At 57.1% G+C, this 22517-nt stretch carries 19 protein-coding genes; 11 read left to right on the forward strand and 8 right to left on the reverse strand.

Features of this window, described 5'->3' with window-relative positions; genetic code table 11:
• Positions 1-65: 65 nt before the first annotated feature.
• From ACXKZD_RS09615 to ACXKZD_RS09630, 4 genes are all read left to right on the forward strand, one after another.
• The gene (locus ACXKZD_RS09615; RefSeq protein WP_010244695.1) at positions 66-1400 is read left to right on the forward strand and encodes an MFS transporter; all 1335 of its coding nucleotides are present in this window, start codon (positions 66-68) and stop codon (positions 1398-1400) included.
• A 67-nt stretch (positions 1401-1467) separates the two neighbouring features.
• Entirely contained in the window at positions 1468-2811 is a 1344-nt protein-coding gene (gene hglS, locus ACXKZD_RS09620; protein ID WP_111533834.1) for a 2-oxoadipate dioxygenase/decarboxylase HglS, read from the forward strand.
• Positions 2812-3242: 431 nt separating this feature from the next.
• Complete coding sequence (locus ACXKZD_RS09625; protein WP_488981560.1) at positions 3243-4763, forward strand: carboxylesterase/lipase family protein; 1521 nt, start codon at positions 3243-3245, stop codon at positions 4761-4763.
• 217 nt (positions 4764-4980) lie between these two features.
• A complete protein-coding gene (locus ACXKZD_RS09630; RefSeq protein WP_010244706.1) occupies positions 4981-6645 on the forward strand; it encodes a methyl-accepting chemotaxis protein in 1665 nt (554 codons plus the stop codon).
• On the opposite strand, the gene ACXKZD_RS09635 is transcribed toward ACXKZD_RS09630, so the two are convergent.
• Positions 6603-7484 carry a LysR substrate-binding domain-containing protein gene (locus tag ACXKZD_RS09635; RefSeq protein WP_488981561.1) on the reverse strand — a complete coding sequence of 294 codons (882 nt, stop codon included), beginning with the start codon at positions 7482-7484 and terminating at the stop codon, positions 6603-6605. The two genes, ACXKZD_RS09630 and ACXKZD_RS09635, sit on opposite strands and share 43 nt — an antisense overlap.
• Before the next feature lie 125 nt (positions 7485-7609).
• Between ACXKZD_RS09635 and ACXKZD_RS09640 the strand changes: the two genes are divergently transcribed.
• Together ACXKZD_RS09640 and ACXKZD_RS09645 are read left to right on the forward strand one after the other, a co-directional pair.
• Positions 7610-8776, forward strand: coding sequence for a methionine aminotransferase (locus ACXKZD_RS09640; RefSeq protein WP_010244712.1), 1167 nt, complete (start codon positions 7610-7612; stop codon positions 8774-8776).
• 65 nt (positions 8777-8841) lie between these two features.
• Entirely contained in the window at positions 8842-9618 is a 777-nt protein-coding gene (locus tag ACXKZD_RS09645) for a transporter substrate-binding domain-containing protein (RefSeq protein WP_010244717.1), read from the forward strand.
• A 36-nt stretch (positions 9619-9654) separates the two neighbouring features.
• On the opposite strand, the gene pepT is transcribed toward ACXKZD_RS09645, so the two are convergent.
• Positions 9655-10881: a peptidase T gene (gene pepT, locus ACXKZD_RS09650; RefSeq protein WP_324700108.1), complete on the reverse strand. Its 1227-nt coding sequence runs from the start codon at positions 10879-10881 to the stop codon at positions 9655-9657.
• A 127-nt stretch (positions 10882-11008) separates the two neighbouring features.
• Between pepT and ACXKZD_RS09655 the strand changes: the two genes are divergently transcribed.
• Positions 11009-12604 carry an ABC transporter substrate-binding protein gene (locus ACXKZD_RS09655; RefSeq protein WP_191921279.1) on the forward strand — a complete coding sequence of 532 codons (1596 nt, stop codon included), beginning with the start codon at positions 11009-11011 and terminating at the stop codon, positions 12602-12604.
• Between the two features lie 441 nt (positions 12605-13045).
• On the opposite strand, the gene ACXKZD_RS09660 is transcribed toward ACXKZD_RS09655, so the two are convergent.
• Positions 13046-13960 (reverse strand): LysR family transcriptional regulator, encoded by a 915-nt coding sequence (locus ACXKZD_RS09660; RefSeq protein WP_122888855.1) that lies wholly within the window; start codon positions 13958-13960, stop codon positions 13046-13048.
• 140 nt (positions 13961-14100) lie between these two features.
• Between ACXKZD_RS09660 and ACXKZD_RS09665 the strand changes: the two genes are divergently transcribed.
• Entirely contained in the window at positions 14101-15522 is a 1422-nt protein-coding gene (locus ACXKZD_RS09665) for a M20 family metallopeptidase (RefSeq protein ID WP_033757736.1), read from the forward strand.
• Complete coding sequence (locus tag ACXKZD_RS09670; RefSeq protein ID WP_400367919.1) at positions 15519-16787, forward strand: MFS transporter; 1269 nt, start codon at positions 15519-15521, stop codon at positions 16785-16787. Before ACXKZD_RS09665 ends, ACXKZD_RS09670 begins: the two co-directional genes overlap by 4 nt.
• Positions 16788-16862: 75 nt before the next feature.
• On the opposite strand, the gene aldA is transcribed toward ACXKZD_RS09670, so the two are convergent.
• On the reverse strand, positions 16863-18299 hold the full coding sequence (gene aldA, locus ACXKZD_RS09675; RefSeq protein WP_033757734.1) for an aldehyde dehydrogenase: 1437 nt from the start codon (positions 18297-18299) through the stop codon (positions 16863-16865).
• A gap of 196 nt (positions 18300-18495) precedes the next feature.
• Between aldA and ACXKZD_RS09680 the strand changes: the two genes are divergently transcribed.
• On the forward strand, positions 18496-18762 hold the full coding sequence (locus ACXKZD_RS09680; RefSeq protein ID WP_010244737.1) for a DksA/TraR family C4-type zinc finger protein: 267 nt from the start codon (positions 18496-18498) through the stop codon (positions 18760-18762).
• A gap of 3 nt (positions 18763-18765) precedes the next feature.
• Here the strand turns inward: ACXKZD_RS09680 and ACXKZD_RS09685 are convergent, their stop codons facing one another.
• Positions 18766-18864, reverse strand: coding sequence for a YoaK family small membrane protein (locus ACXKZD_RS09685; protein ID WP_008925225.1), 99 nt, complete (start codon positions 18862-18864; stop codon positions 18766-18768).
• 43 nt (positions 18865-18907) lie between these two features.
• Positions 18908-19231 carry a hypothetical protein gene (locus ACXKZD_RS09690; protein ID WP_010244743.1) on the reverse strand — a complete coding sequence of 108 codons (324 nt, stop codon included), beginning with the start codon at positions 19229-19231 and terminating at the stop codon, positions 18908-18910.
• A 359-nt stretch (positions 19232-19590) separates the two neighbouring features.
• Between ACXKZD_RS09690 and rhaT the strand changes: the two genes are divergently transcribed.
• On the forward strand, positions 19591-20625 hold the full coding sequence (gene rhaT, locus ACXKZD_RS09695) for an L-rhamnose/proton symporter RhaT (RefSeq protein WP_010670192.1): 1035 nt from the start codon (positions 19591-19593) through the stop codon (positions 20623-20625).
• A gap of 173 nt (positions 20626-20798) precedes the next feature.
• Here the strand turns inward: rhaT and rhaR are convergent, their stop codons facing one another.
• Positions 20799-21662, reverse strand: a complete 864-nt coding sequence (gene rhaR, locus ACXKZD_RS09700; RefSeq protein WP_010244749.1) for an HTH-type transcriptional activator RhaR — start codon at positions 21660-21662, stop codon at positions 20799-20801.
• An 11-nt stretch (positions 21663-21673) separates the two neighbouring features.
• A complete protein-coding gene (rhaS, locus tag ACXKZD_RS09705; protein ID WP_029519526.1) occupies positions 21674-22495 on the reverse strand; it encodes an HTH-type transcriptional activator RhaS in 822 nt (273 codons plus the stop codon).
• Positions 22496-22517 lie beyond the last annotated feature (22 nt).

Consider the following 22517-nt stretch of genomic DNA (forward strand, 5'->3'; position numbering starts at 1 on the left):
TATCATTAGCGCCGTTTTTTTTACTTAAACTGATGTCAGATTTCGTTACTCCAGAGGAGTGTTCATTGACCAGCGTCGAGGCGGTAGATGTCCGCCAGCTTATCAACCAGCAGGGGCTGAGCCACTGGCAAAAGCGGCTCATTGCGCTCTGTTTTATCGTGGTGGCACTCGATGGCATGGACATTGCGATCATGGGATTTATTGCGCCGACACTGAAAGCCGCGTGGGGGGTGAGCAATCATCAGCTCGGGGTCGTCATCAGCGCAGCGTTAATCGGGCTGGCGCTGGGTGCCATGGTGGCAGGGCCACTGGCTGACCGCTATGGCCGTCGCATGATGATTATCCTCAGCGTCTTCTTTTTCGGTCTCTGGACGCTGGCAACGGCGCTGTCACAAAACATTGAGCAGATGATGCTGTTCCGTTTCCTGACCGGGCTGGGACTGGGTGCGGCGATGCCCAACGTCGGCACGCTGGTGGCGGAATATGCACCTGAGCGGCGGCGGGCTTTTATCATCACGGTGGTGTTCTGCGGCTTTACCTTTGGTGCCGCCAGCGGGGGATTTGCTGCCTCCTGGCTGCTACCGCGCTATGACTGGCACTCCGTGCTGCTGCTGGGCGGTATTCTGCCGCTGCTGGTGTTGCCATTACTGATCCGCGGCCTGCCGGAGTCGGTGCGATTTCTTATCAGCCGTGGCGCACCGGCTGCCCGCATTCACGCCATCCTCGACCGGATGATGCCGGGCAAAACCGCGCCCGACTGTGCGTTTCACGCGCCAGAGGCCACCGTGCCGGTGAGCGGCGCGATAGGCACCGTACTTTCACGCCGCTATCTGTTTGGCAGCACCATGCTGTGGGGCGGCTACTTTATGGGGCTGTTCATGGTTTACCTGATTGGCAGCTGGCTGCCGTCGCTGGTCAACACCCTGGGCATGTCAGTGACCGAAGCGGCGATTATCACCGCGATGTATCAGGCCGGCGGGACGCTGGGCTCCCTGTTTGCGGGCTGGATGATGGATCGCTTCAACGCTAACCTGGCCCTGGCGGCGATCTACGGCTGCGGCGGGCTGTTTATTGTGGCACTGGGCTTTTCACCCGCGGAAGTGGGTATGATGAGTGCGATCGCCTTTTGCAGTGGCTTCTGTTTCAACGGGGCCAATACTGGTATGAATGCCTTATCCGCCAGCTATTATCCTACCCACGCCCGCGCTACCGGTTCCAGCTGGATGCATGGAGTGGGCCGCATCGGCGCGATTTTAAGCGCCTTCGTTGGCGCAGAGATGATGTCTCTTGGATGGTCTTTCAGCGTAATCTTTCTGCTGCTGGCAATACCGGCTGTGATCACTACCCTGATGCTGCTGTTAAAAAACCGCTACGGCTTTAAGCCGATCACAGATTCGTGATTTTTTCCGCTGAGGCCAGCGTGTTGCATTACATTAGCAGCAACGCTAACGGTGTCAGGTGGATAAGATGGACAACTTTCTCAGTGCGGATCTCATCCGCACCCGTTTCTCTCAGGCGATGTCAGCTATGTATCAGCAGGAAGTGCCGCAATATGGCACGCTGATGCAACTGGTGGCGACCGTCAACGACCGCGCGCTGGAAGCGGATATCGCGCTGAAAGATCGTCTCACCGCAGCCGATGAGATCGACCGACTCAACCTGGAGCGTCACGGTGCGATCCGTGTGGGCACGGCAGATGAATTAGCCACACTGCGGCAGCTGTTTGCGGTGATGGGAATGCACCCGGTTGGCTATTACGATCTCTCTCAGGCTGGTGTGCCGGTGCACTCCACGGCGTTCCGGCCGGTCACCGATGCGGCGCTGCGGCGCAATCCCTTTCGGGTCTTTACCTCGCTGTTACGCCCTGAACTGATCGACGACCACGCGCTGCGTGAAAAGGCGGCGGAGATTCTTGCCGCGCGCGACATTTTCACCCCCCGTTGCCGGGCGCTTCTGGAACTGCATCAGCAGCAGGGCGGATTAACCGACGAGCAGGCCACTGAGTTTGTTACCGAAGCACTGGAAACCTTCCGCTGGCATGCCCATAGCAGCGTGGACAGTCAGACCTATCAGGCGCTGAACCAGCAGCATCGGCTGATCGCTGACGTAGTCTGCTTTCCCGGCTGCCACATCAACCATCTCACGCCGCGCACGCTGGATATTGACCGCGTACAGCAACTGATGCCATCGCGCGGTATCGATCCGAAAACCCTGATCGAGGGACCACCGCGTCGTCAGGTACCGATCCTGTTACGTCAGACCAGCTTTAAAGCGCTGGAAGAGCCGATCATCTTTCAGGATGGGCATCAGGGAACCCATACTGCACGCTTCGGTGAAATTGAGCAGCGCGGCGTGGCGCTGACGCCCCAGGGCCGTGCGCTCTACGATCGGCTACTCAGCGAGGCGGGAAGCGGTCAGGATAATCAGCAGCATCAGCAACATCTGGCGGCGATTTTCCGTGACTTCCCCGACGACGAAACCACGCTGCGCCAGCAGGAGCTGGCCTGGTTCCATTATCGCCTGAGTGAAAAGGGCATCGCGACGCCGCCGGCTCAGGGTGAATCGCTGGAGACCCTCATCGAAGAAGGTCGTGTGCTGGCAGACCCTATCATCTACGAAGATTTTCTGCCCGTCAGCGCGGCGGGCATTTTCCAGTCCAACCTCGGCGATCGGGCGCAGGTTCGTTCGGCGGGACAGGCGAGCCGCCAGGCATTTGAAGCCGCGCTGGGCGCTGTCGTGCTGGATGAGATGGCTCTATACGAAGAGCGCCAGCAGCGCTCGCTGGCACAGTGTGGCTTACGGCCAGACTGACGCCTCTGCGGGCAACAGGCGCGTTGCCCGCAACGCTTTCTCCGCACTCGCCCTGCTAAGGCCAGTGGACCTGAAGTGGGGCAACGCGGGTAATATGCTGACAGGACTGGGGAAAAACAACGCTTTACCGCTCAGCGCAGGTTTACCCGCGTGAGTATCTTAATCTATTAGCAGACTGACTGATTAACAGCCGCACAACCGCACGTGATAACAGAGCAACGACGCGCCACTCCGGCGCTGGCAGCGTCATTGACCAATTGCGAAAAGATAAACAACGTTGAATCATAACCCTAACTGACTCTCTGAACCTGTTGATGAGCATGTTCACGCCTGCCCCTCACGCTTCGGCATATTCTGCAAATCCCTTCCGTACCTGGACAATGCTGGCGGGCCTGCAAATAATGGAGGGACGTTTGAACAGGGAAACAGGAATGAAAAACGAAACAGGTCTGAGGATCATGACTGCTGAGGGGGAGTTGCGTGGATGCATGGACGATGACCTTTTCGTATTCAAAGGCATACCTTATGCGGCGGCACCGCTTGGCGCACTGCGCTGGCGTCCGCCTCAGCCGGTTACGCCCTGGCAGCAGGTGCGCGACGCCACCGCGTTTGGGGCTTCCGGCTGGCAAAATCGCACTTACTGCCAGGCCGTGGGCGGTGGCGATCCGGGTGAGTTCAGCGAAGATTGCCTCTACCTTAATGTCTGGACGCCCGATGTCGCGCCCGTGAAACCCCTGCCGGTGATGGTATGGCTGCACGGTGGTGGCTACACTATTGGTGCTGGCGGGCTGGCACCTTACAACGGCAAGCCGATGGCTTCACGCGGCGCGGTGGTGGTGACGCTCAACTACCGGCTAGGCCATCTCGGTTTCTTCTCTCATCCGGCCCTGGATGCTGAATACCCTGTTGCCAGCACGGTCAACAATTTTGGCCTGCTGGATCAGATTGCCGCACTGCAGTGGGTGCAGCGCAACATTCCTGCCTTTGGCGGCGACCGCCGCAATGTGACACTTTTCGGTGAATCCTCAGGCGCACGCAGCGTGCTGTCACTCTGCTGTTCGCCACTGGCCGAAGGGCTGTTTCATAAAGGGATTGTGCAGAGCGCCTACAGCCTGCCTGATACGCCGCTGAAAAAAGCGCGTCAGCAGGGTATGGCGGTGGCCCGCCATTTCGGTCTGCCGCCCGATGCCAGCGCTGATGACCTGCGCGCACTGCCTGCCGATGCCTTCTGGTCGCTGGAAGGGCCGCTGGCGATCCCGCCGGTGCCGATTGCGGGTGATGCTGTCCTGCCTGAGCCGATGCTGAAAACCTTTATGGCTGCAAAACAGCACCGTCTGCCGCTGATGGCGGGCAGCAACAGCGATGAAGCCAGCGTGCTGGAATATTTTGGCGTGGATGCCACCGCAGTGTTGCATCAGCTACGCGATAAAAATCGTCTCACTTACCGGACGCTGAAATGGATGTATGACATTCATGACGATCAGCTGCTGGGACGTGCCGTGGCGCGCGATATGGCATTCAGTCTGGTGCCGTGGCTGGTGATGCGGGCGCAGCACAATGCCGGAATGCCAGGCTGGCGCTACTGGTTTGATTATGTCTCTGAACATGCCCGTGACCTCTATCCGCACGGCACCTGGCACGGCAACGAAGTGCCTTATGTGCTGAACACGCTGAGTCAGATGCCGGATCCCAACGAAGAACGACCCTTCAGTGAGGCCGATCGGGCATTTGCGGCACGGGTCAGCGAGTACTGGTTTACCTTTGCCCGTGATGCTACGGAATACAAGCATCAGCTGGAGGGGGAAGTCGTGTGGCCAGCCTGGCACCCAGGCTCTGACGTGACAATGTCACTCGGTGATGATCGGAAGAGCGGGCTGGTTCTGAAGCGGAACTTTATGCGCGCCCGTATGCGGCTTTTCCGGCTATTAATGACTCGTATGGTCAGGCTTTAAACGGCAGCTCATGGTTAGCCTGCTAACCATCAAATTGCGCGAATGGAATTAATCTGCTTTTTAAAGGTTAACCTGCTGAATAAAAAGGCTATAAAGTGAAATTTGCCTTAGGGACGCTGTAAAATATTAGGTAACAAAACAGTTACATCTTCACAATCGCATGCCGATAAACCTCCTATGCCCGACGCTTGCGGGTCAACGTGTATAGGATTTTGGTATGGGAATGCTCAAAAATTTTACCATTCGCGCAGTGATGCTCTCTATTCTGGGACTGTTTTGTTTACTGTGGAGCGGCGTCGGGCTGTATAGCATTCACTCTCTTGGCGCGCTCAGCGAAGGGAATGATGTGGACCGTCATCTGGTTGAGCAAATGACGGTGCTGAGCAAAGGCAACGATCAATATTTTCGTGTCATCACGCGCTTATCCCGCGTGATGGAAAGCAAAGCCGCAGGTCAGACCCTGAACGATGAGGCTTATGCTCCGGTGCAGCAGGCGCTGGACAGCATGACCCAGCAACTGGCGCGCTTTAAACAACTGGCACCCGGCCCGATGAACCCGGATGTCGTGGATGGGGTGATTCAGAGCTGGCAAAAGCTGCTGGATGCGGGCGTTACGCCACAGTTGCAGCTGGCCCGTCAGGCCTCGCCTGATGCTTATCGTCAGCAGGCAAATAACGTCACGCCCCCACTCAGTCGTGCCTTTGGCATCAGCGCAGAGAAATTCAGCCAGGGCGCAGCTGAAAAGCTGGATGCAACCCGGGTTGAAGTGGATCACCTCACCGCGATGACCAAAACGATTATTACCATCACGGTAATTATCGGCCTGTTTATTCTGCTGTTTACCGACCGCTATCTGGTGGCGATGCTGGTCCGTCCGCTGGAAAGTATCCGTACCCACTTCGCGGTCATTGCCACGGGCGATCTGAGTCAGCCGGTATCCGATTTCGGTCGCAACTGCGTCGGTAAACTGGTACCGCTGCTGAGTGCCATGCAGGATAGTCTGCGTGAAGCGGTCAGCGCCATTCGCAGCGGCACTGAGAATATCTCGCGCGGTGCCGCAGAGATTTCTGCCGGTAACAACGACCTCTCTTCACGTACCGAAGAGCAGGCCGCTGCGCTCGAACAGACTGCGGCCAGCATGGAGCAGTTGACGGCCACGGTAAAATTCAACGCCGATAATGCCCGCCAGGCCAGCCTGCTGGCAGAAACCGCCACCACCACGGCACAACGTGGCGGTCAGCTGGTCAGTGAAGTCGTCAGCACTATGGATGGCATCTCAGGCAGCTCGAAGAAAATCGCTGAAATCACTAACGTGATCAACGGCATCGCTTTCCAGACCAATATTCTGGCGCTGAACGCCGCCGTCGAAGCGGCACGTGCTGGCGAACAGGGGCGGGGTTTTGCGGTCGTTGCCTCTGAAGTGCGTAACCTTGCACAGCGCAGCGCCAATGCCGCGAAAGAGATTGCGACGCTGATTGAAGATTCGGTTCAGCGTGTAGGTAAAGGCGCCGAGCTGGTCAGCACCACCGGCGGCACCATGAACAATATTCTGAAATCGGTGCAGGATGTTGATGCGATCATGAAACAGATCGCTTCCGCCTCGGAAGAGCAGAGCAAAGGCATCTCTCAGGTCGGTGCCGCGGTAACCGAAATGGATAGCGTGACCCAGCAGAACGCCTCACTGGTTGAAGAGGTTTCTGCCGCGGCGAGCGCACTGGCATTGCAGACTGAAGCGCTACAGGCTTCTGTGTCGAAGTTCCGTCTCTCCAGCAACCGCCAGACCGCACCGGTCATCACGAATAAACCTGCCGCGCCGAAAGCAACCGTGCTGAATGCGCCTCAGGCTAAACCGGCGGATAACGGCGACTGGGTCACCTTCTGATCCCTGCACAGCCACGCCACCAGTTCCGCCAGGAACGGTGGCGCATCCTGCGCGGGCCGTTGCAGTAAACTGTAAACGGCACCGGTTTTTACCTCGCCAGCGAACGGCTTAATCAGCCTGCCGCTGGCTATATCACTCTCCACCAGATTGCTGTCGGCCATCGCCACACCAAACCCCTGAATCGCTGCACTGATCGCTAAGTCCATGGTGGCAAAATGCTGGTTCCGCTTCATGTTCAGTGTCACCTGCTGCGCCTGCAGCCAGCACTGCCAGTCACGCGTATCTGCCGTCGGATGCAAAAAGGTCATTGTGGCCAGTGCCGCCGGGGAGTCCGGGCGGGGTTGATCGGCTGCCATCACTGGCGTCAGCGACTCACTGAACAGGTAAATTCCGTCAGGGTGCGGCTTACCATAGACAATCGCCACATCGAAGTTCTCAAGCTGCGCAGCATGATCCAGCGTAGTGGTCAGGGCCACATGCAGTTCAGGCCGATGCTGCTCCAGAGCCATCAGCCGGGGCACCAGCCAGCGCATCGCACAGGTCGGCGCTTTCAGGCGAATGCTGACCTGACTACGGCGGACCTTCTCGCTGGCCTGAACCATCAGCTCAAAACCCTGCTGTAAGTCGGGCAGCAGCGCCGCGCCCTGAGGGGTCAGGCGCAGACCATGCGCGTGGCGGTCAAACAGCGTCACGCCCAGCCACTGCTCCAGGGCGGCAATTTTACGACTGACGGCGCCCTGCGTCAGGCAAAGTTCGCGGGCAGCGTGAGTCAGATTGAGATGTCGGGCGGTCACCAGAAAGGCGTGAATGGCATTAAGCGGCAGCGATAAGCGTGACACGGTGAACCTCAGCTATGCATTTTTGTCATGGCTATTATGACGACATTTCGCTTGCCGACTCAAGTCGCAGCCCGTTGAATAGCTATTTACCGCATCTGAGCGGTTAAGCCCCTGACGGAGAGAGTATGTCCCTGAAAACGCCTGTCGCTATCCACTCAAAATTGCCGGACGTCGGCACCACTATTTTCAGCGTGATTGGCCAGCTTTCGGCGCAGCATCAGGCGATTAACCTGTCGCAGGGCGCGCCCAATTTCCCCTGTGATCCGGCGCTGGTCGACTCAGTCAGCCGCGCGATGCAGGAAGGACATAATCAGTATGCCGCCATGATGGGCTTGCCCGCCTTACGCGACGCGCTTGCCAGCAAAGTGCAGGCGCTCTATGGACAACAATATGATGCCGCCAGTGAAGTGCTGATCACCGGCAGCGCCAGCCAGGGGCTCTATATGGCGATTACCGCGCTGGTTCATCAGGGCGATGAGGTGATCTTCTTTGAACCGGCGTTTGACAGCTACGCGCCGGTGGTGCGGTTGCAGGGCGGTAAACCGATTGGCCTGAAGTTGCAGGTGCCGTCATTTGCTATCGACTGGGATCAGTTGCGGGCAGCAATCACGCCGCGCACCCGGATGATCATTATTAATACGCCGCATAACCCCAGCGCGCAGGTGCTGACCCCCGACGACCTGAATCAGCTGGCAGCCTTAATCCGCAACACCGATATCGTGGTGCTCTCCGATGAGGTTTACGAGCATATTCTGTTTGATGGCCGCCCGCATTGTGGGATGGCGACGCATCCGGAACTGGCAGCCCGCAGCGTCATTGTCTCTTCGTTTGGCAAAACCTTCCACGTCACCGGCTGGCGGGTAGGCTACTGTCTGGCACCGGCAGAGCTGATGACTGAGCTGGTGAAAGTGCATCAGTTTATGATGTACGCCGCCGATACACCGATGCAGGTCGGTTTCGCACATTATCTGCAGACGCCAGAGAACTATCTGTCGCTCAGTGCCTTCTATCAGCAGAAGCGCGATCGGCTGATTGCCCTGATGCAGAACTCCCCGTTCCGGCTGCTGCCGAGTGCGGGTTCGTTCTTTATGCTCGCCAGCTATGGACATTTCAGTGACGAACCGGACAGTGAAATGGTAAAACGTCTTATCGTCGATCACGGTGTGGCGACCATACCGCTGTCGGCGTTTTATATGGATGGCACAGATAACAAACTGATTCGGCTCTCTTTTGCTAAAGACGAGGCGACACTTGAGGCTGGCGCGGCTGCGCTATGTGCTTTTTCTCACTGATTCACGCCACCGCGTGAGGCAGCTCGGGGAACAGGTAACCAGGACTTTTCGGGGTAAATGACATAATGAAGAAACTGAACGCGCTTTTTCTCGCTCTGGGCATGATGACATCGGTACAGGCACTGGCACTGGATTTACGCTACGGCGTGGAATCACAATATCCGCCTTTTGAAAGCCGCAATGCTAAAGGGGAACTGGAAGGCTTTGATATCGAGCTGGGCAATGCCATCTGTAAGGCGGGCAACTTCAGCTGCCACTGGGTTGAGAGCAGTTTTGATGCGCTGATCCCGGCACTGCAGGCGAAAAAGTTCGACGCCATTAACTCGGCGATGAACATCACCGAAGCGCGCGCCAGAAGCATTGCGTTTACGCAGCCGATCTACCGTATTCCGACCATGTTAGTGGCGAAGACCGGTGAAAATCTGGCACCGACCGCCGAAGGTCTGAAGGGCAAGAACATCGGTGTATTACAGGGATCCATCCAGGAAACCTATGCGAAGAAGCACTGGGAGCCGCAGGGTGTGACCGTGACCTCGTATCAGGATCAAAACCAGGTTTACAACGACATGGTCGCGGGCCGCCTGGATGGCACACTGGTGATGTCTGCTGCCGGTCAGTCTGGCTTCCTCGATAAACCGCAGGGCAAAGGCTTTGGTTTTGTTGGCAAGCCAGTCGAAGATGACGCGATTCTTGGTTCAGGCATCGGCTACGGCCTGCGCAAAGATGACGCGCAGCTGAAGCAGTCACTGGATGCGGCGATTGCTAAAGTGCAGGGTGATGGCACCATCAAAAAGCTGGCTGAAAAATATTTCCCAGGCATTGATGTCAGCGCGAAGCCATAATGGCAATCGGGCGCGTTCTGCGCCCGATTCCTCCGCTTATTTTGCCGCCAGATAACAGAGTTTTTCCGCCACCTGATAGGACTTCACAAACGACGTTACCGGCAGAAATTCGAAGCGTGAATGGAAGTTGTGCGCGCCGGTAAAGAAGTTCGGCGTCAGCAGACCTTTGGCTGACAGCGCGGCACCGTCTGTACCGCCACGCATCGGAATCACCTTCGGCTCAATCTCCAGCGCGGCAAAGGCACTGAAGATCAGGTCAATCGCACGACGATCCTCGCCCAGGGCATTGCTGATATTGCTGTAAGTATCGCTGATACTCACGTTCACCTTGCCGGTGGGGTAACGCGCCGCCAGATCCTCTGCGGCCTGCTGCAACTGCTGCTTACGTGCCGCAAAGCTGGTCAGATCAAAATCACGGATTGAGGCCTTCAGCGTCGCCTTGCTGGCGTTGGCCTGAATCTCATTGAACCAGATATAGCCTTCACGGCCTTCAGTGTGCTCCGGGGTCTGCTGCCGATCAAACAGGCTGATATAGTCATGGGCCATCAGCAGCGGATTGACCAGCACCCCTTTGCCCGACATCGGATGGGCGGGTACACCGGTAAACACAATTTCTGCTGCAGCACCGTTGAAGTTTTCATAGACCACTTCGCCCAGTTCGCAGCAGTCGATGGTCCAGGCGAAATCAACATTAAAGCGCGTTTCCAGATCCAGCGCTTTCGCGCCGCGCAGCCCAATCTCTTCGTCCGGCACAAAGGCCACCACGATGTCGCCGTGGTCGCCGTTAAGGTTCTGCATCAGCGTCATCACCACGGTGACCGCCGCTTTGTTGTCCGCGCCCAGCACGCTGGTGCCGTCGCTGAAGATCACCTGCTGACCGACGTAGGGCGCGATCTCCGGATGTTCATCGCGGCGCAGCCAGATATCCTGCTCTGCATTCAGACAGAGATCTTCGCCCTGCCAGGTGAGGATCTGCGGGTGGATATCGGGCGACAAACCGACATCAACGGTATCGATATGCGTAATAAACCCGATGCGCGGCGCGTCAGGCCGGTTGCCGCGTTTCACCGCCGTCACCGTAGCATGCTCATCAATCACTACCTCATCCAGCCCTGACGCGCGCAGCTCATCCGCCAGCAGCTCCGCCATGGCGTGCTGGCTCGGCGTGCTGGGCAGGGTGGTGGATTTGGCATCGCTCTGACTGCTGATGGCGAGGTAACGGAAAAAACGTTCTGTGAGCTGCGACTCAAGTTTGTCTGTCATCACTATTCCTTATTAGTCAGCCACCGGCGGGGTTCGTTATGGTGCCGAATCGTGCTATCAATGAAGCATCTGAATGATTCATTTAGATATTGTGATCACCGGAAGTCAATACAAAGCGAGGATAATAATGAAAATCAAGATAGCCACCTTAGCGCTTGTTACGGCTGGGATAGCGCTGGCTGGCAGCGTTAACGCCAAAACGCTGGTCTTCTGTTCTGAGGGATCGCCAGAGAACTTTAACCCGCAGCTCTATACCTCCGGGACCAGCGTTGACGCCAGTGCGGTGCCGGTCTTTAACCGGCTGGTGGACTTTACGCCCGGCACCACCAATCTGGTGCCCAGCCTGGCGGAACGCTGGGAAATCAACCCGGATGGCACGGTTTACACCTTCTATCTGCGCAAGAACGTGAAGTTTCAGAGCAATAAAGCCTTCAAACCCAGCCGCGACTTCAACGCCGACGATGTGATCTTCTCGTTTATGCGCCAGATGGACCCGAAAAATCCCTACCACAATGTCTCTGGCGGCACCTATTCCAACTTCGAAAGCCTGGAGCTCTCCACGCTGATTAAAAGTATCGACCGGGTCGATGACCACACCGTACGTTTTACGCTGTCCCATCCGGAAGCGCCGTTCCTTGCCGATCTCGCCTGGTACTTCGCCTCGATCCACTCGGCGGAATATGCAGACGCGATGCTGAAAGCGGGGACGCCGGAGAAGGTCGATATGAACCCGATCGGCACCGGCCCGTTTGAGCTGGTGCAGTATCAGAAAGATTCCCGCATTCTCTACAAAGCGTTCCCGGACTACTGGCAGGGTAAGGCGAAGCTCGATCGGCTGGTGTTCAGCATCACGCCGGATGCCTCCGTGCGTTATGCCAAGCTGGAGAAGAATGAGTGTCAGGTAATGCCATTCCCTAATCCCGCCGATCTTGAAAAGATGCGCGCTAACCCGGATATCACCCTGGAACAGAAGGCGGGTCTCAATACCGGCTTCCTGGCGTTTAACACCACCAAAGCGCCAACCGATAACGTCAAAGTGCGCCAGGCGCTGGCGATGGCGATCAACAAACCGGCGATCATCGATGCGATTTTTAAAGGCACCGGCACGGTTGCGAAAAATATCCTGCCACCGGGCGTCTGGAGCGCCGACAAAGATCTGAAAGATTACGACTACGATCCAGAGAAGGCCAAAGCCCTGCTGCAACAGGCGGGTGTGAAACCGGGTACCGAAATTGCGCTCTGGGCGATGCCGGTTCAGCGGCCTTACAACCCGAATGCGCGCCGCATGGCGGAGATGATTCAGTCGGACTGGGCTAAAGTGGGCATCAAAGCCAATATCGTCAGCTATGAGTGGGGCGAATACCTGAAACGCGTGCGCAGCGGCGAGCATCAGGCGGCGCTGATGGGCTGGACCACCGCCACCGGCGATCCGGACAACTTCTTTGGCCCGCTTTACAGCTGTACCTCGGCACAGGGCGGTTCCAACTCCTCAAAATGGTGCTATCAGCCGTTCGAGAAGTTAATCACCGAAGCCCGCGCCGAGCCGGATCAGGGCAAACGCACCGCGCTCTATCTGCAGGCACAGCAGATGATGCATGACCAGATGCCTGCGGTGATGATTGCGCACTCCACCATCTTTGAGCCGGTGCGCAAATCGGTCAGCGGCTATCAGGTCGATCCGTTCGGCAAACATATTTTCTATCAGGTTGATATTAAGCAGTAAGTGATTGCCGCTAAAACCAGAGCCCCACTTCCGAGTGGGGCTAAGTTTATGCACTAAAGTCAGGGTTTATATGACCGCAATGATAAAGCTCAACGCGAAGGGAACACGAGCAGGGAGGAAAGCGTCCCGCCGCCCGGATAAAAACGCCGGGAGCGTTTTTGAACAACGCAACGCGTTGGCCCGGCTACGGGCGCACCTCAGGGATGAGGTGCGTAATCGCGTGGGCCGGGCATGCCATGGATGGCGGCTGTTGCGACTTTCCGATCTGGTCGTGTTTCCTTCGCCGGCACCCTCTCACAGCGAATCGGTGCAGACGTAACCCGTGTTCCTTAGCCAACACCCTCTCACGGAAGCAGCCAGGACGTTAACCCATATTCCCTTATCAACCTGAATCACATGGCAATCTGGTACCGAGCTGGTTAAACCACAACCCTGTACCTCTCATCCCATCCTCACCTGCTGATCCATCTCCGTCAGCCGCTGTTGCAAAAACTGCAGAAACAGCGTCAGCGCCGCATTCCGCTGGCGGCCGGACACCGTCTGAAGCTGCAACGTACGCTGACTCAGCTGATCCACCCCCATCGAACGCAACACCAGATTTTGCGTGTCGCGTTCAAACAACAGGGTAAACGCACTGCAAATGGTTACTGCCTGCGGGGTATGCAGCAAAAAGTGGTAGAGCGTAGCGAAATAGTCGCAGGTCAGCACCGGCTCGACCACGCAGTCGTTCATCTGACAGGAGAGGTCAAACAACTGCCGCACGGTAGTATGCTGACCTGGCAACGCCAGCGGCCAGCCATGCAGATCGGCCAGCGTCACCTGACGCGATGCCAGCGGATGTAACTGATGCATCGCCAGTAACACCGGCGCCGGCCACGAGCCGAGCACCTCAACGCTGCGCTCCGGTTGCAGACTGAACTGCAGCGCAACATCGCATTCCCCAGCTCTGACGCATGCCGCCACGCCCTGCGAGTGCGTCACATTAAGCGCAAACAGCACGCCGGGATTGGCCTGACGAAACTCCGCCAGCAGACCCGGCAGCAGACTGAACGCCATTCCGTCGGTGCAGGCAATGCGGATCAGGCTGCGCCGTATTGCTTTCAGCCCTTTAATCTCCGCCAGCGCATATTCCATATCGAGCTGACTCTTGCGCACATGATGCGCGAATATTTCACCCGCTTCGTTCAATACCATGCCGCGTGCATGCCGCTCAAACAGCGGCACACCCACCTGGGTTTCCAGGCGCTGGATCTGGCGACTAATCGCCGACACCGCCACAAAGAGTTGCTCGCTGGCGGCGCTGAGCGATCCGCACTGTACGACCGCCAGGAAATAGCGGATCTCACTGCTTAACATGGTCACTCCGGCAAAACGCATCATAAAAGGGCAGGCGTGGCTTGCTTTAAAAGCAAGGCTCACTCGATAAATTAATAATTGTGGCAAAGAGAGAAGTTTGTCAAAGATAAAGCACGATAAAAAGAACAGACAGGGCAAACATGACAGAGCAACAGACCGTTGACCAGGCGATGCACTATTTCGACAGTGGCGAGTTTCAGCAGCTGCTGGCACGACGAATTTCCTGCGTGACCGAAAGCCAGCACGCCAGCAGGCAGGTGGAGCTTGAGAACTATCTGCAGCAGGAGATCGGCCCGCAGCTGGCGGCGATGGGCTTTACGCTGCACCCGTTTGAGAATCCGCAGCCCGGCAGCCCGCCGTTTCTGATCGCCACGCTCATTGAAGATCCCTCCAGACCGACGCTGCTCTGCTATGGCCACGGCGATGTGGTGTTCGGCGACGATGAGAACTGGCGCGACGGTTTATCACCGTGGCAACTCACGGCTGAAGATGACCGCCTGTATGGGCGCGGCAGTGCGGACAACAAAGGCCAGCACTGCATCAATCTCGCGGCGCTGGAGCAGGTGTGGCAGGCACGCGGTGGCGCACTGGGCTTCAACTGCAAAATTTTGTTTGAAATGGGTGAAGAGATCAGTTCACCGGGGCTGGCGGAGATTTGTCAGCAGCAGCGGGCGCTGTTACAGGCCGACCTCTTTATCGCCTCTGATGGCCCGCGACTGAACGCGGTGCGGCCGACACTGTTCCTGGGTTCGCGTGGCGCGGCGAACTTTCGTCTGACTATCAGGGCGCGCGACAACGCCTATCACTCCGGCAACTGGGGCGGACTGCTGAGTAATCCCGGCACCCAGCTGGCGAATGCGCTCGCCTGCCTGGTGAATGCAAAGGGTGTTTTGCAGGTCGCCGCGCTGAAACCGGACTCCCTGACCGATGCGGTGCGCGCCATCCTCAGTGATATTGAGGTGGGCGGAATGCCGGGCGATCCGGCGCTGGCCGACGGCTGGGGCGAGCCGGGTCTGACGCCTGCGGAGCGTCTTTATGGCTGGAACACGCTGGAGGTGCTGGCGTTTGAAACCGGTAACCCGGCGCGCCCGATGAACGCCATTCCCGGCAGCGCCACGGCGGTGTGTCAGCTGCGATTTGTGGTCGGCACCGACTGGGAAAATCTGGTCCGGCATGTCGAAAGTCACCTGCATCAGCACGGCTTCGATAACGTCAGCGTGGAGTTTATGCGCGGTTCACCTGCAACGCGACTCGATCCGCAGGATCCGCTGGTGGCCTGGGCGCTGGACACGCTGGCCCGCAGCAGCGGTAAAAAACCGGCGCTGTTGCCCAATCTAGGCGGTTCACTGCCCAATGAGGTATTTGCCGATATCCTCGGCCTCCCGACGCTGTGGGTGCCCCATTCCTATCCGGCCTGCGGCCAGCACGGCGTTAACGAACACATGCTCACCTCTGTTGCACGTGAAGGGCTGGCGATCATGACCCGCCTTTTCTGGCAACTGGGTGAAGAGGGCGAACAACTGATGTCGCGCCACCATCAGTGGCGGAGAGGTGAACAATGAGCAGCATCGCGCAGAGTACTCCGCAGGTGAAACCGAGCCTGCACAAAACGCTGTTCGCTACCTGCATTGGTAACGCGCTGGAGTGGTTCGACATCGCGGTGTATGGCTTCTTCGCCAGCTACATCGCGCACGTCTTCTTTCCGGTCAGCGATCCGTCGGTGTCGCTGCTGCTGACCTTCGGCAGCTTCGGCATCTCATTCCTGATCCGTCCGCTGGGTGCCATCGTGCTGGGCAACTATGCCGACCGTCATGGCCGTAAAAAAGCGCTGCTGCTCTCAATCAATCTGATGATGCTGGGCGGGGCGATCATTACCTTTATGCCGGGTTACGCCACTATTGGTCTGGCGGCGCCGCTGCTGATTATCCTGGCGCGTCTGATTCAGGGCTTCTCTGCCGGGGGCGAGTTTGGCAGTTCGACCGCTTTCCTGGTAGAGCACTTTCCCGAGCGCAAAGCCTTTATCGCCAGCTGGCAGTTCGCCACACAGGGCGCCAGTACCCTGATGGCATCGGCGTTCGGCCTCGGGCTGACACACTGGCTGAGCGAAAGCGAGATTCAGGCGTGGGGCTGGCGTATCCCGTTTGCCTTCGGCTTACTGATTGGGCCGCTGGGGATCTACATTCGCCGTCACGTGCAGGAGCCCGCCAGCTTTGCGACGCAGGAGAAGGAAGCCGCACCGCTGAAAACGCTGTTCGGGCGGCAGAAAGCGCTGATCACCCTGGCGATTGGGGTGATGGTGATCTCGACCGCGGTCAACTACATGCTCAATTACATTCCGACCTACGCCACCAAAACGCTGCATCTGCCGGGGTCGGTGGCCTTCACCGCCACGCTGGTCGCAGGGATTATCCTGACGGTGGTGACGCCCATAATGGGATTGTGGGCGGAGCGGATAGGCCGATTGCCGCTGATGTGGGGATCGCTGCTGATGTTGATGGTCACCATCTATCCCGCCTTCAAATGGATGGTCGATCACACTACGCCCACCACGCTGATCCTGCTGGTGGCGTGGATGGCGCTACTCAAGTCGGTCTATTTCTCCACGGTGCCGTCGGTGATGGCCGATCTCTTCCCGGCGACCACGCGCGCCAGCGGCATGGCGATCAGCTACAACGTGGCCGTGACGGTATTTGGCGGGTTTGCACCGCTGATTTGCAGCATGCTGATAGCCGCCACCGGCAGCAGTCTGGCACCTGGATACTACCTGATGGCTGTGGCGGTGCTGAGTGGCATCGCGCTGCTGCGCTGCGGTAAGCGGGTGGCATAAAAGAGTGGGCCAATTACTGGCCCACTCTGGTACTGACAACGTCAGGTACGGGAGGCGGTAAGATCGAGCCAGTGATTAACTGAACTGTAAATAGGCAACATGGGTCTGCAGATACTCCTCCAGACCATGTTTTCCATCGGCACCGCCGACACCCGATTTACGCCACCCGGCATGAAATCCCTGCATCGCTTCGAAGTTTTCACGGTTAACATAGGTTTCGCCGAACTTCAGCTTTCGCAGCGCGGTCATGGTGGTATTCAGATTCTGCGTATAAATCGAGGAGGTCAGCCCATACTCGCAGTCGTTGGCCAGCGTAATCGCCTCGTCAAGCGTTTTAAAACTCATCACCGGCAGAACCGGGCCAAAAATCTCCTCCTGCATAATCGCCATCTCCTGGCGCACCTCAGTCAGCAAGGTGGGTTGGAAAAAGAAGCCTCTGTCTCCGGCGCGCTTGCCGCCCAGAACCACTTTCGCCCCTGCGGCGACGGCCTCTGCCACCTTCTGCTCCACCCGATCCCGTGCTGCGGCATTAATCAGCGGACCCATATCGATATCGCTGCGTTCGGCCGGGTCGCCAAATGTCACCTGCTGAAACGCGGCGGTCAGTGCGCTGATAAAACGATCGTAAATGCCTTCCTGCACATAGAGCCGCTCTACGCAATTGCAGACCTGTCCGCTGTTAATGATCCGCGAGCTGACGACCGCCCGCACAGCCAGCTCGAGGTCGGCATCATCCATCACGATGGCAGGGGCTTTGCCACCCAGTTCCAGCGACACTTTGGTGACATTTTTAGCCGCGGCTTCCATGGTGGCAATGCCCGCACCGACGCTTCCGGTCAGACTCACCAGACCGACCTTAGGATTTGCCGCCAGCTCCTGTCCCACTTCCGGTCCCAGACCATAAACAAAGTTAATGACGCCAGCAGGCAGACCCAGCTTTTGTATGATGTCGGCAAAAAGTGCCGCATTATTCGGTGTCAGCTCACTGGGTTTGATCACGATGGTGTTTCCGGTGATCAGGGCCGGTGCCGCTTTGCGGGCAATGAGGAAGAAGGGGAAATTCCACGGCAGTATTCCGGTAGTGACGCCAATCGCTTTTTTGAACAGGAAGATATTTTCGTTGGGGCGGTCACTGTTGATGATCTCACCTTCATAGCGACGCGCCCACTCCGCCATGTAGTCGAGGTAGTCGGCGGTGAACATCACTTCGGTCTTCGCCAGCCCCTGGGTTTTTCCACCCTCAGCCACAATGGTTGCCGTCAGTTCAGGCTCACGCTGGCGGATAGCGGTGCCAATTTTGTGCAGCCAGACGCCGCGCTCTACTGCAGGCAGCGCTTCCCATCCAGGCTGAGCCACTTCTGCGGCGCTGATGGCAAGGCTGGCATCCTGACGACTGCCCTGGGGAATACGGGACAGCAACGCCTCCGTGGACGGATTGATCACTTCAATCCAACGGTCACCCTGATGGGCTACAAATTCGCCATTAATGAAATGTTGATGATGTGTTGTCATTCGCTTAGCTCTCCGCTATCGATACGTTGCAGTAATGTGATAGCAGGGTGAAACAGATTGCTCAGGGCTACCTTTAGCTGATTGCCAGCTGCCGGGAGCGGCTGGCAGCCAATCACAGATATCGGTGAGTTCTGCGGCAAAAACGTCAATATGTTGTAGATTTAAAGGAGTGAAGTGGTAATAAAGGGGTTAAATCATGGCAAATGGATGGGCGTCAGAAGGCGCAGTACAGGAACAGATCGATAGCACCGTCAATGACGGCATTGAGCGGGTAAGACAGTCGATCGGACAGGGCGAAAGCGCCACCGAATGTGAGCTCTGCGGCGAGCCGATTCCCGAAGCGCGTCGTCAGGCGCTTAAAGGCGTGCACTATTGTGTGGCGTGTCAGGAAAAAATCGACAAGCAGCAGCAGACCAGCAGTTTATATAACCGTCGGGGCAGTAAAGACAGTCAGTTGCGCTGACCTTCAGGAGCCTGGCATCGCCAGGCCACTGCCAATAAACCACGCCAGAAAGCCCACGCCCGCCACAATGATGGCGATCGGAAACAGAATTCCAATTCTCATAATTTACCTGCTGCAAACAGCGATTTCAGGGGCTGCGATCTTATCATGAGATCTGCAATACGGCGCGGTGGGTTTTCAGCAGAGTGAACAGCTGGAACTGCGTTGCATCATTTTCCTCCCGCAACACCTCACCTTTTTTATAGAGAATATGGTGAACATGTCCGAGCTGACGCCAGACCACTATCGCTGAGGCGATCAGGGCGCAATGCTGATCCGCCTGCACACACTCAAGGGTGGCATAGTGGGTTTCATCCAGGCCATTCACAAACACCTTTATCGCATCTGCAGGTAATATCGCGCGCAGATCATCCAGCATGACCTGGCTGACTGACTGCGAAAGAAACAGCGTTAACCACTTTGTCGTCATCCCATTCCCTGATCCGATCAATTTTCCCCAGTTTATACGACCTTGCCCGCGTTAATGAAAGGCTTCTTTGCACATTTGCCAACCTTCCCTTGTGAATGGCAGTCAGATCAGAATTGTGCTGCGCCACACAGCAAAAATGAAAAAAACATTGAATAATAAGTTACTTACTTAACTAATCGTCCGGTTTTCTGACAACGGTGAAATTGTGATCCCTGATGGGCACAACGGGTAAATATTGCCACTTCACTGTGGCTTCCGGCATTTATCCAAAGGCTGAGGAATTCCTGCTGAACGTAGACTGCCTGCTGAGCGGAAGCAGACAGGTTTCCGACAGGCCTCAACCTAACCGGGGAATAACAATGAACAGTGCCATTATTGCGGGTATCTTCTGGCATTTTGTCGGAGCTGCCAGCGCCGCGTGTTTCTACGCGCCTTTTAAACAGGTGAAAAGATGGTCATGGGAAACCATGTGGTCGATTGGTGGCCTGATGTCGTGGCTGATCCTGCCGTGGGCGGTAAGTGCCATTTTACTGCCAGATTTTATGGCCTATTACAGCAGCTTCTCGCTGTCCCAGCTGACACCGGTATTTCTGTTTGGCGCGATGTGGGGCATAGGCAATATCAACTACGGCCTGACCATGCGTTATCTCGGCATGTCGATGGGGATCGGTATCGCGATTGGCATTACCCTGGTGGTCGGCACGCTGATGACACCGCTTCTGCAGGGGCGCTTTGGTGAGCTCTTCGCGTCGGCGGGTGGCCGGTTAACCCTGCTGGGCGTACTGGTGGCACTGATTGGCGTCGGGATTGTGTCGCGTGCCGGGCTGTTAAAAGAGCGGGCGCTGGGGATTAACGCAGAAGAGTTTAATCTCAGAAAAGGACTGGTGCTGGCGGTGATGTGCGGCATCTTCTCGGCGGGTATGTCCTTTGCCATGGATGCGGCTAAGCCCATGCATCAGGCCGCCGCTAATCTTGGCATCGATCCGCTGTATGTAGCTCTGCCCAGCTACGTGATCATTATGGGCGGCGGGGCTCTGGTTAATCTGGCCTTCTGTTTCTGGCGGCTGGCCACCCGGCCAGAGCTGTCGGTGCGTAAAGACTTCTCGGTCGGGAAGTCGCTGCTGATTACCAATACCGCTTTTGCGGTGCTCGGCGGCACCATGTGGTATCTGCAGTTCTTCTTCTATGCCTGGGGCCATGCCAGAATCCCGGCGCAGTATGACTATGTCAGCTGGATGCTGCACATGAGTCTATACGTCCTGTGTGGTGGTCTGGTGGGGCTGCTGATGAAGGAGTGGAAGTCTGCGGGGCGCCGACCGGTCAGCGTGTTATCAATCGGCTGTGTGGTGATTATCATTGCCGCCAATATTGTGGGACTTGGCATGGCGGCCTGATCGCGAATAGTGACTCTTTCTTTATGCAGGCGGGGCCTGCCAGACTGATGGCTCACTCCGTCGGGGTTTTACTTACAACAACACATTAGTTTAATTCGCAGGCACTGTTTCCCGGCAATGTGGAACAGCTTTTCTCTGTTACCTCAACGGGCCTGCTATGCAGGCCCGTTTTATTAAGACTCGGCACTTTTCAGTGCCTGGCGTGGCGCGATAAATTGCTGTCGCCAGGCGCTGGGAGGTAAACCGGTGTCACGGGTGAAAACCACCGAAAAATAGTTACTGTCATCAAAGCCGCAGCGGGCGGCAACCTCACTAATCAGACAATCCTGGGTGCGCAGCAGATATTTTGCCTGACAGAGCTGTAGCTGACGCAGGTAATGACCGATGGTCATCCCGGTCTGCTGACGGAAAAGCTGCCTCAGCGCCCGTTCGCTGAGCTGGTTCTGCTGACAAAACTCCGCGAGATCAAAGGGGCGGGCAATCGCACCCTGTAACGCTGACATCAGCAGATCGAGCTGTTCCCCCTCCGGCAACGCCCAGGGGCGGTCGGCCGCGTAGCCGTGGCGGCGCAGAATCAGCGCCAGCTGTAAAAACAGCGCCTCCGAGAGCTGAACTGAAAGGGGGTCGCTTTTGCGGCTTTCACGCTCCAGCTGGCTGATCACTCCCCGGGCCAGCGCCATCCCTCGCGTGGTCAGCCGCCAGCCGCCTGGCGCATCCGGTCCCTGTTGCGGCAGCAGCTGATTCCAGTCAAGGGCAAGACCAAAGCGATCCCGACAGTAGAGGATGTTATCCAGCACCAGATCGTTAACGCTGTCGTAGCTGTGGCAGTCACTGTCGCGGATATAAAAAACGTCGCCACAGGTAATCAGCCAGGGGCGATCGTTGAGGACGTGCAAGCCATTGCCGCGCCAGACAATCACGATTTCACTGAACTCGTGTCGATGCGGCGGGAAAGAGGGTTGTGGCATCCTTTCGGCGACCGCCACCGGTAGAGTAGTGGCGGGAAAATAGTCATCCCGACTGAGTATCAACGCCATGATTGGCTCCTTTACATCATCTGCTGGCGCTCCGCTCGCGGTGCGCAGCCAAATTCGCGCCTGAACAGGGTTGAGAAATGGTTGCTGTCACCAAATCCACACTGGAAGGCGATATCGGTAATTCGCATATCACTGTGACGCAGCAGATGACGGGCCTGCAACAGCCGCACACGGTTCAGGTAGCGCTGCGGCGTGCTGCCGGTTTGCTGCTTCATTTGCCGATGCAGGGTACGCAGCGACAGGGAGAAGCGGTCAGCCAGTTCATCCCAGATAATCTCATCACTGTAATGCTCACCCAGCCAGTCGAGCAGACGATGCAGCCGCGCCTCCTGATCCTGACTCTGTCCATCAATGCACGCCTCACGCAACAGCACCAGCAACTGTAAAAAGAGCTGTTCCTGGCGCGCCTGTTTTTCCATCGACCAGGTATCATCCGGCTGCATCTGCGCCGCCACACTCAGCGCCTGCGTCATCACCTTTTGATTGATGCGCCAGTGGGAAGCATATTGCCCGTCCTGATCGCAGGGCAGTAAAGCCTGTAACCCGGAGAGAAAGCGAAACGCGCCGGGGCTGCGATAAAGCACGTTGGTCAGACAAAGGTTGTCGGTCTGCTCATAAAGATGACGATCGTGATCGCGCACAAAGCAGACGCAACCGGCGCACAGCGTTTGTGGCTGACCATTAAACACATGAATGCCAGAGCCTTGCTCAACCAGCACAATTTCATGGAAATCATGATGATGTTCCGGGAAGGCGGCCTGGGGTACGCGGGGTTCAATCGCAATGGCGTAATCGCCTTCGGGGAAAAAATCCGCACTGTGCAATATGGTCATGGTCATCTCTCGCTGCTTAACA

It is taken from the genome of Pantoea sp. ABR1s, assembly GCF_057812235.1.

Excerpts from the sequence above, each read along its gene's own strand:
- ACXKZD_RS09660 (WP_122888855.1), bottom strand. The coding sequence starts at position 13,960 with ATGTTAAGCAGTGAGATCCGCTATTTCCTGGCGGTCGTACAGTGCGGA.
- ACXKZD_RS09630 (WP_010244706.1), top strand. The coding sequence starts at position 4,981 with ATGGGAATGCTCAAAAATTTTACCATTCGCGCAGTGATGCTCTCTATT.
- ACXKZD_RS09690 (WP_010244743.1), bottom strand. The coding sequence starts at position 19,231 with ATGACGACAAAGTGGTTAACGCTGTTTCTTTCGCAGTCAGTCAGCCAG.
- ACXKZD_RS09625 (WP_488981560.1), top strand. The coding sequence starts at position 3,243 with ATGAAAAACGAAACAGGTCTGAGGATCATGACTGCTGAGGGGGAGTTG.
- aldA (WP_033757734.1), bottom strand. The coding sequence starts at position 18,299 with ATGACAACACATCATCAACATTTCATTAATGGCGAATTTGTAGCCCAT.
- rhaT (WP_010670192.1), top strand. The coding sequence starts at position 19,591 with ATGAACAGTGCCATTATTGCGGGTATCTTCTGGCATTTTGTCGGAGCT.
- ACXKZD_RS09665 (WP_033757736.1), top strand. The coding sequence starts at position 14,101 with ATGACAGAGCAACAGACCGTTGACCAGGCGATGCACTATTTCGACAGT.
- ACXKZD_RS09680 (WP_010244737.1), top strand. The coding sequence starts at position 18,496 with ATGGCAAATGGATGGGCGTCAGAAGGCGCAGTACAGGAACAGATCGAT.
- ACXKZD_RS09645 (WP_010244717.1), top strand. The coding sequence starts at position 8,842 with ATGAAGAAACTGAACGCGCTTTTTCTCGCTCTGGGCATGATGACATCG.
- rhaR (WP_010244749.1), bottom strand. The coding sequence starts at position 21,662 with ATGGCGTTGATACTCAGTCGGGATGACTATTTTCCCGCCACTACTCTA.
- hglS (WP_111533834.1), top strand. The coding sequence starts at position 1,468 with ATGGACAACTTTCTCAGTGCGGATCTCATCCGCACCCGTTTCTCTCAG.
- rhaS (WP_029519526.1), bottom strand. The coding sequence starts at position 22,495 with ATGACCATATTGCACAGTGCGGATTTTTTCCCCGAAGGCGATTACGCC.
- ACXKZD_RS09670 (WP_400367919.1), top strand. The coding sequence starts at position 15,519 with ATGAGCAGCATCGCGCAGAGTACTCCGCAGGTGAAACCGAGCCTGCAC.
- ACXKZD_RS09655 (WP_191921279.1), top strand. The coding sequence starts at position 11,009 with ATGAAAATCAAGATAGCCACCTTAGCGCTTGTTACGGCTGGGATAGCG.
- ACXKZD_RS09640 (WP_010244712.1), top strand. The coding sequence starts at position 7,610 with ATGTCCCTGAAAACGCCTGTCGCTATCCACTCAAAATTGCCGGACGTC.
- pepT (WP_324700108.1), bottom strand. The coding sequence starts at position 10,881 with ATGACAGACAAACTTGAGTCGCAGCTCACAGAACGTTTTTTCCGTTAC.
- ACXKZD_RS09685 (WP_008925225.1), bottom strand. The coding sequence starts at position 18,864 with ATGAGAATTGGAATTCTGTTTCCGATCGCCATCATTGTGGCGGGCGTG.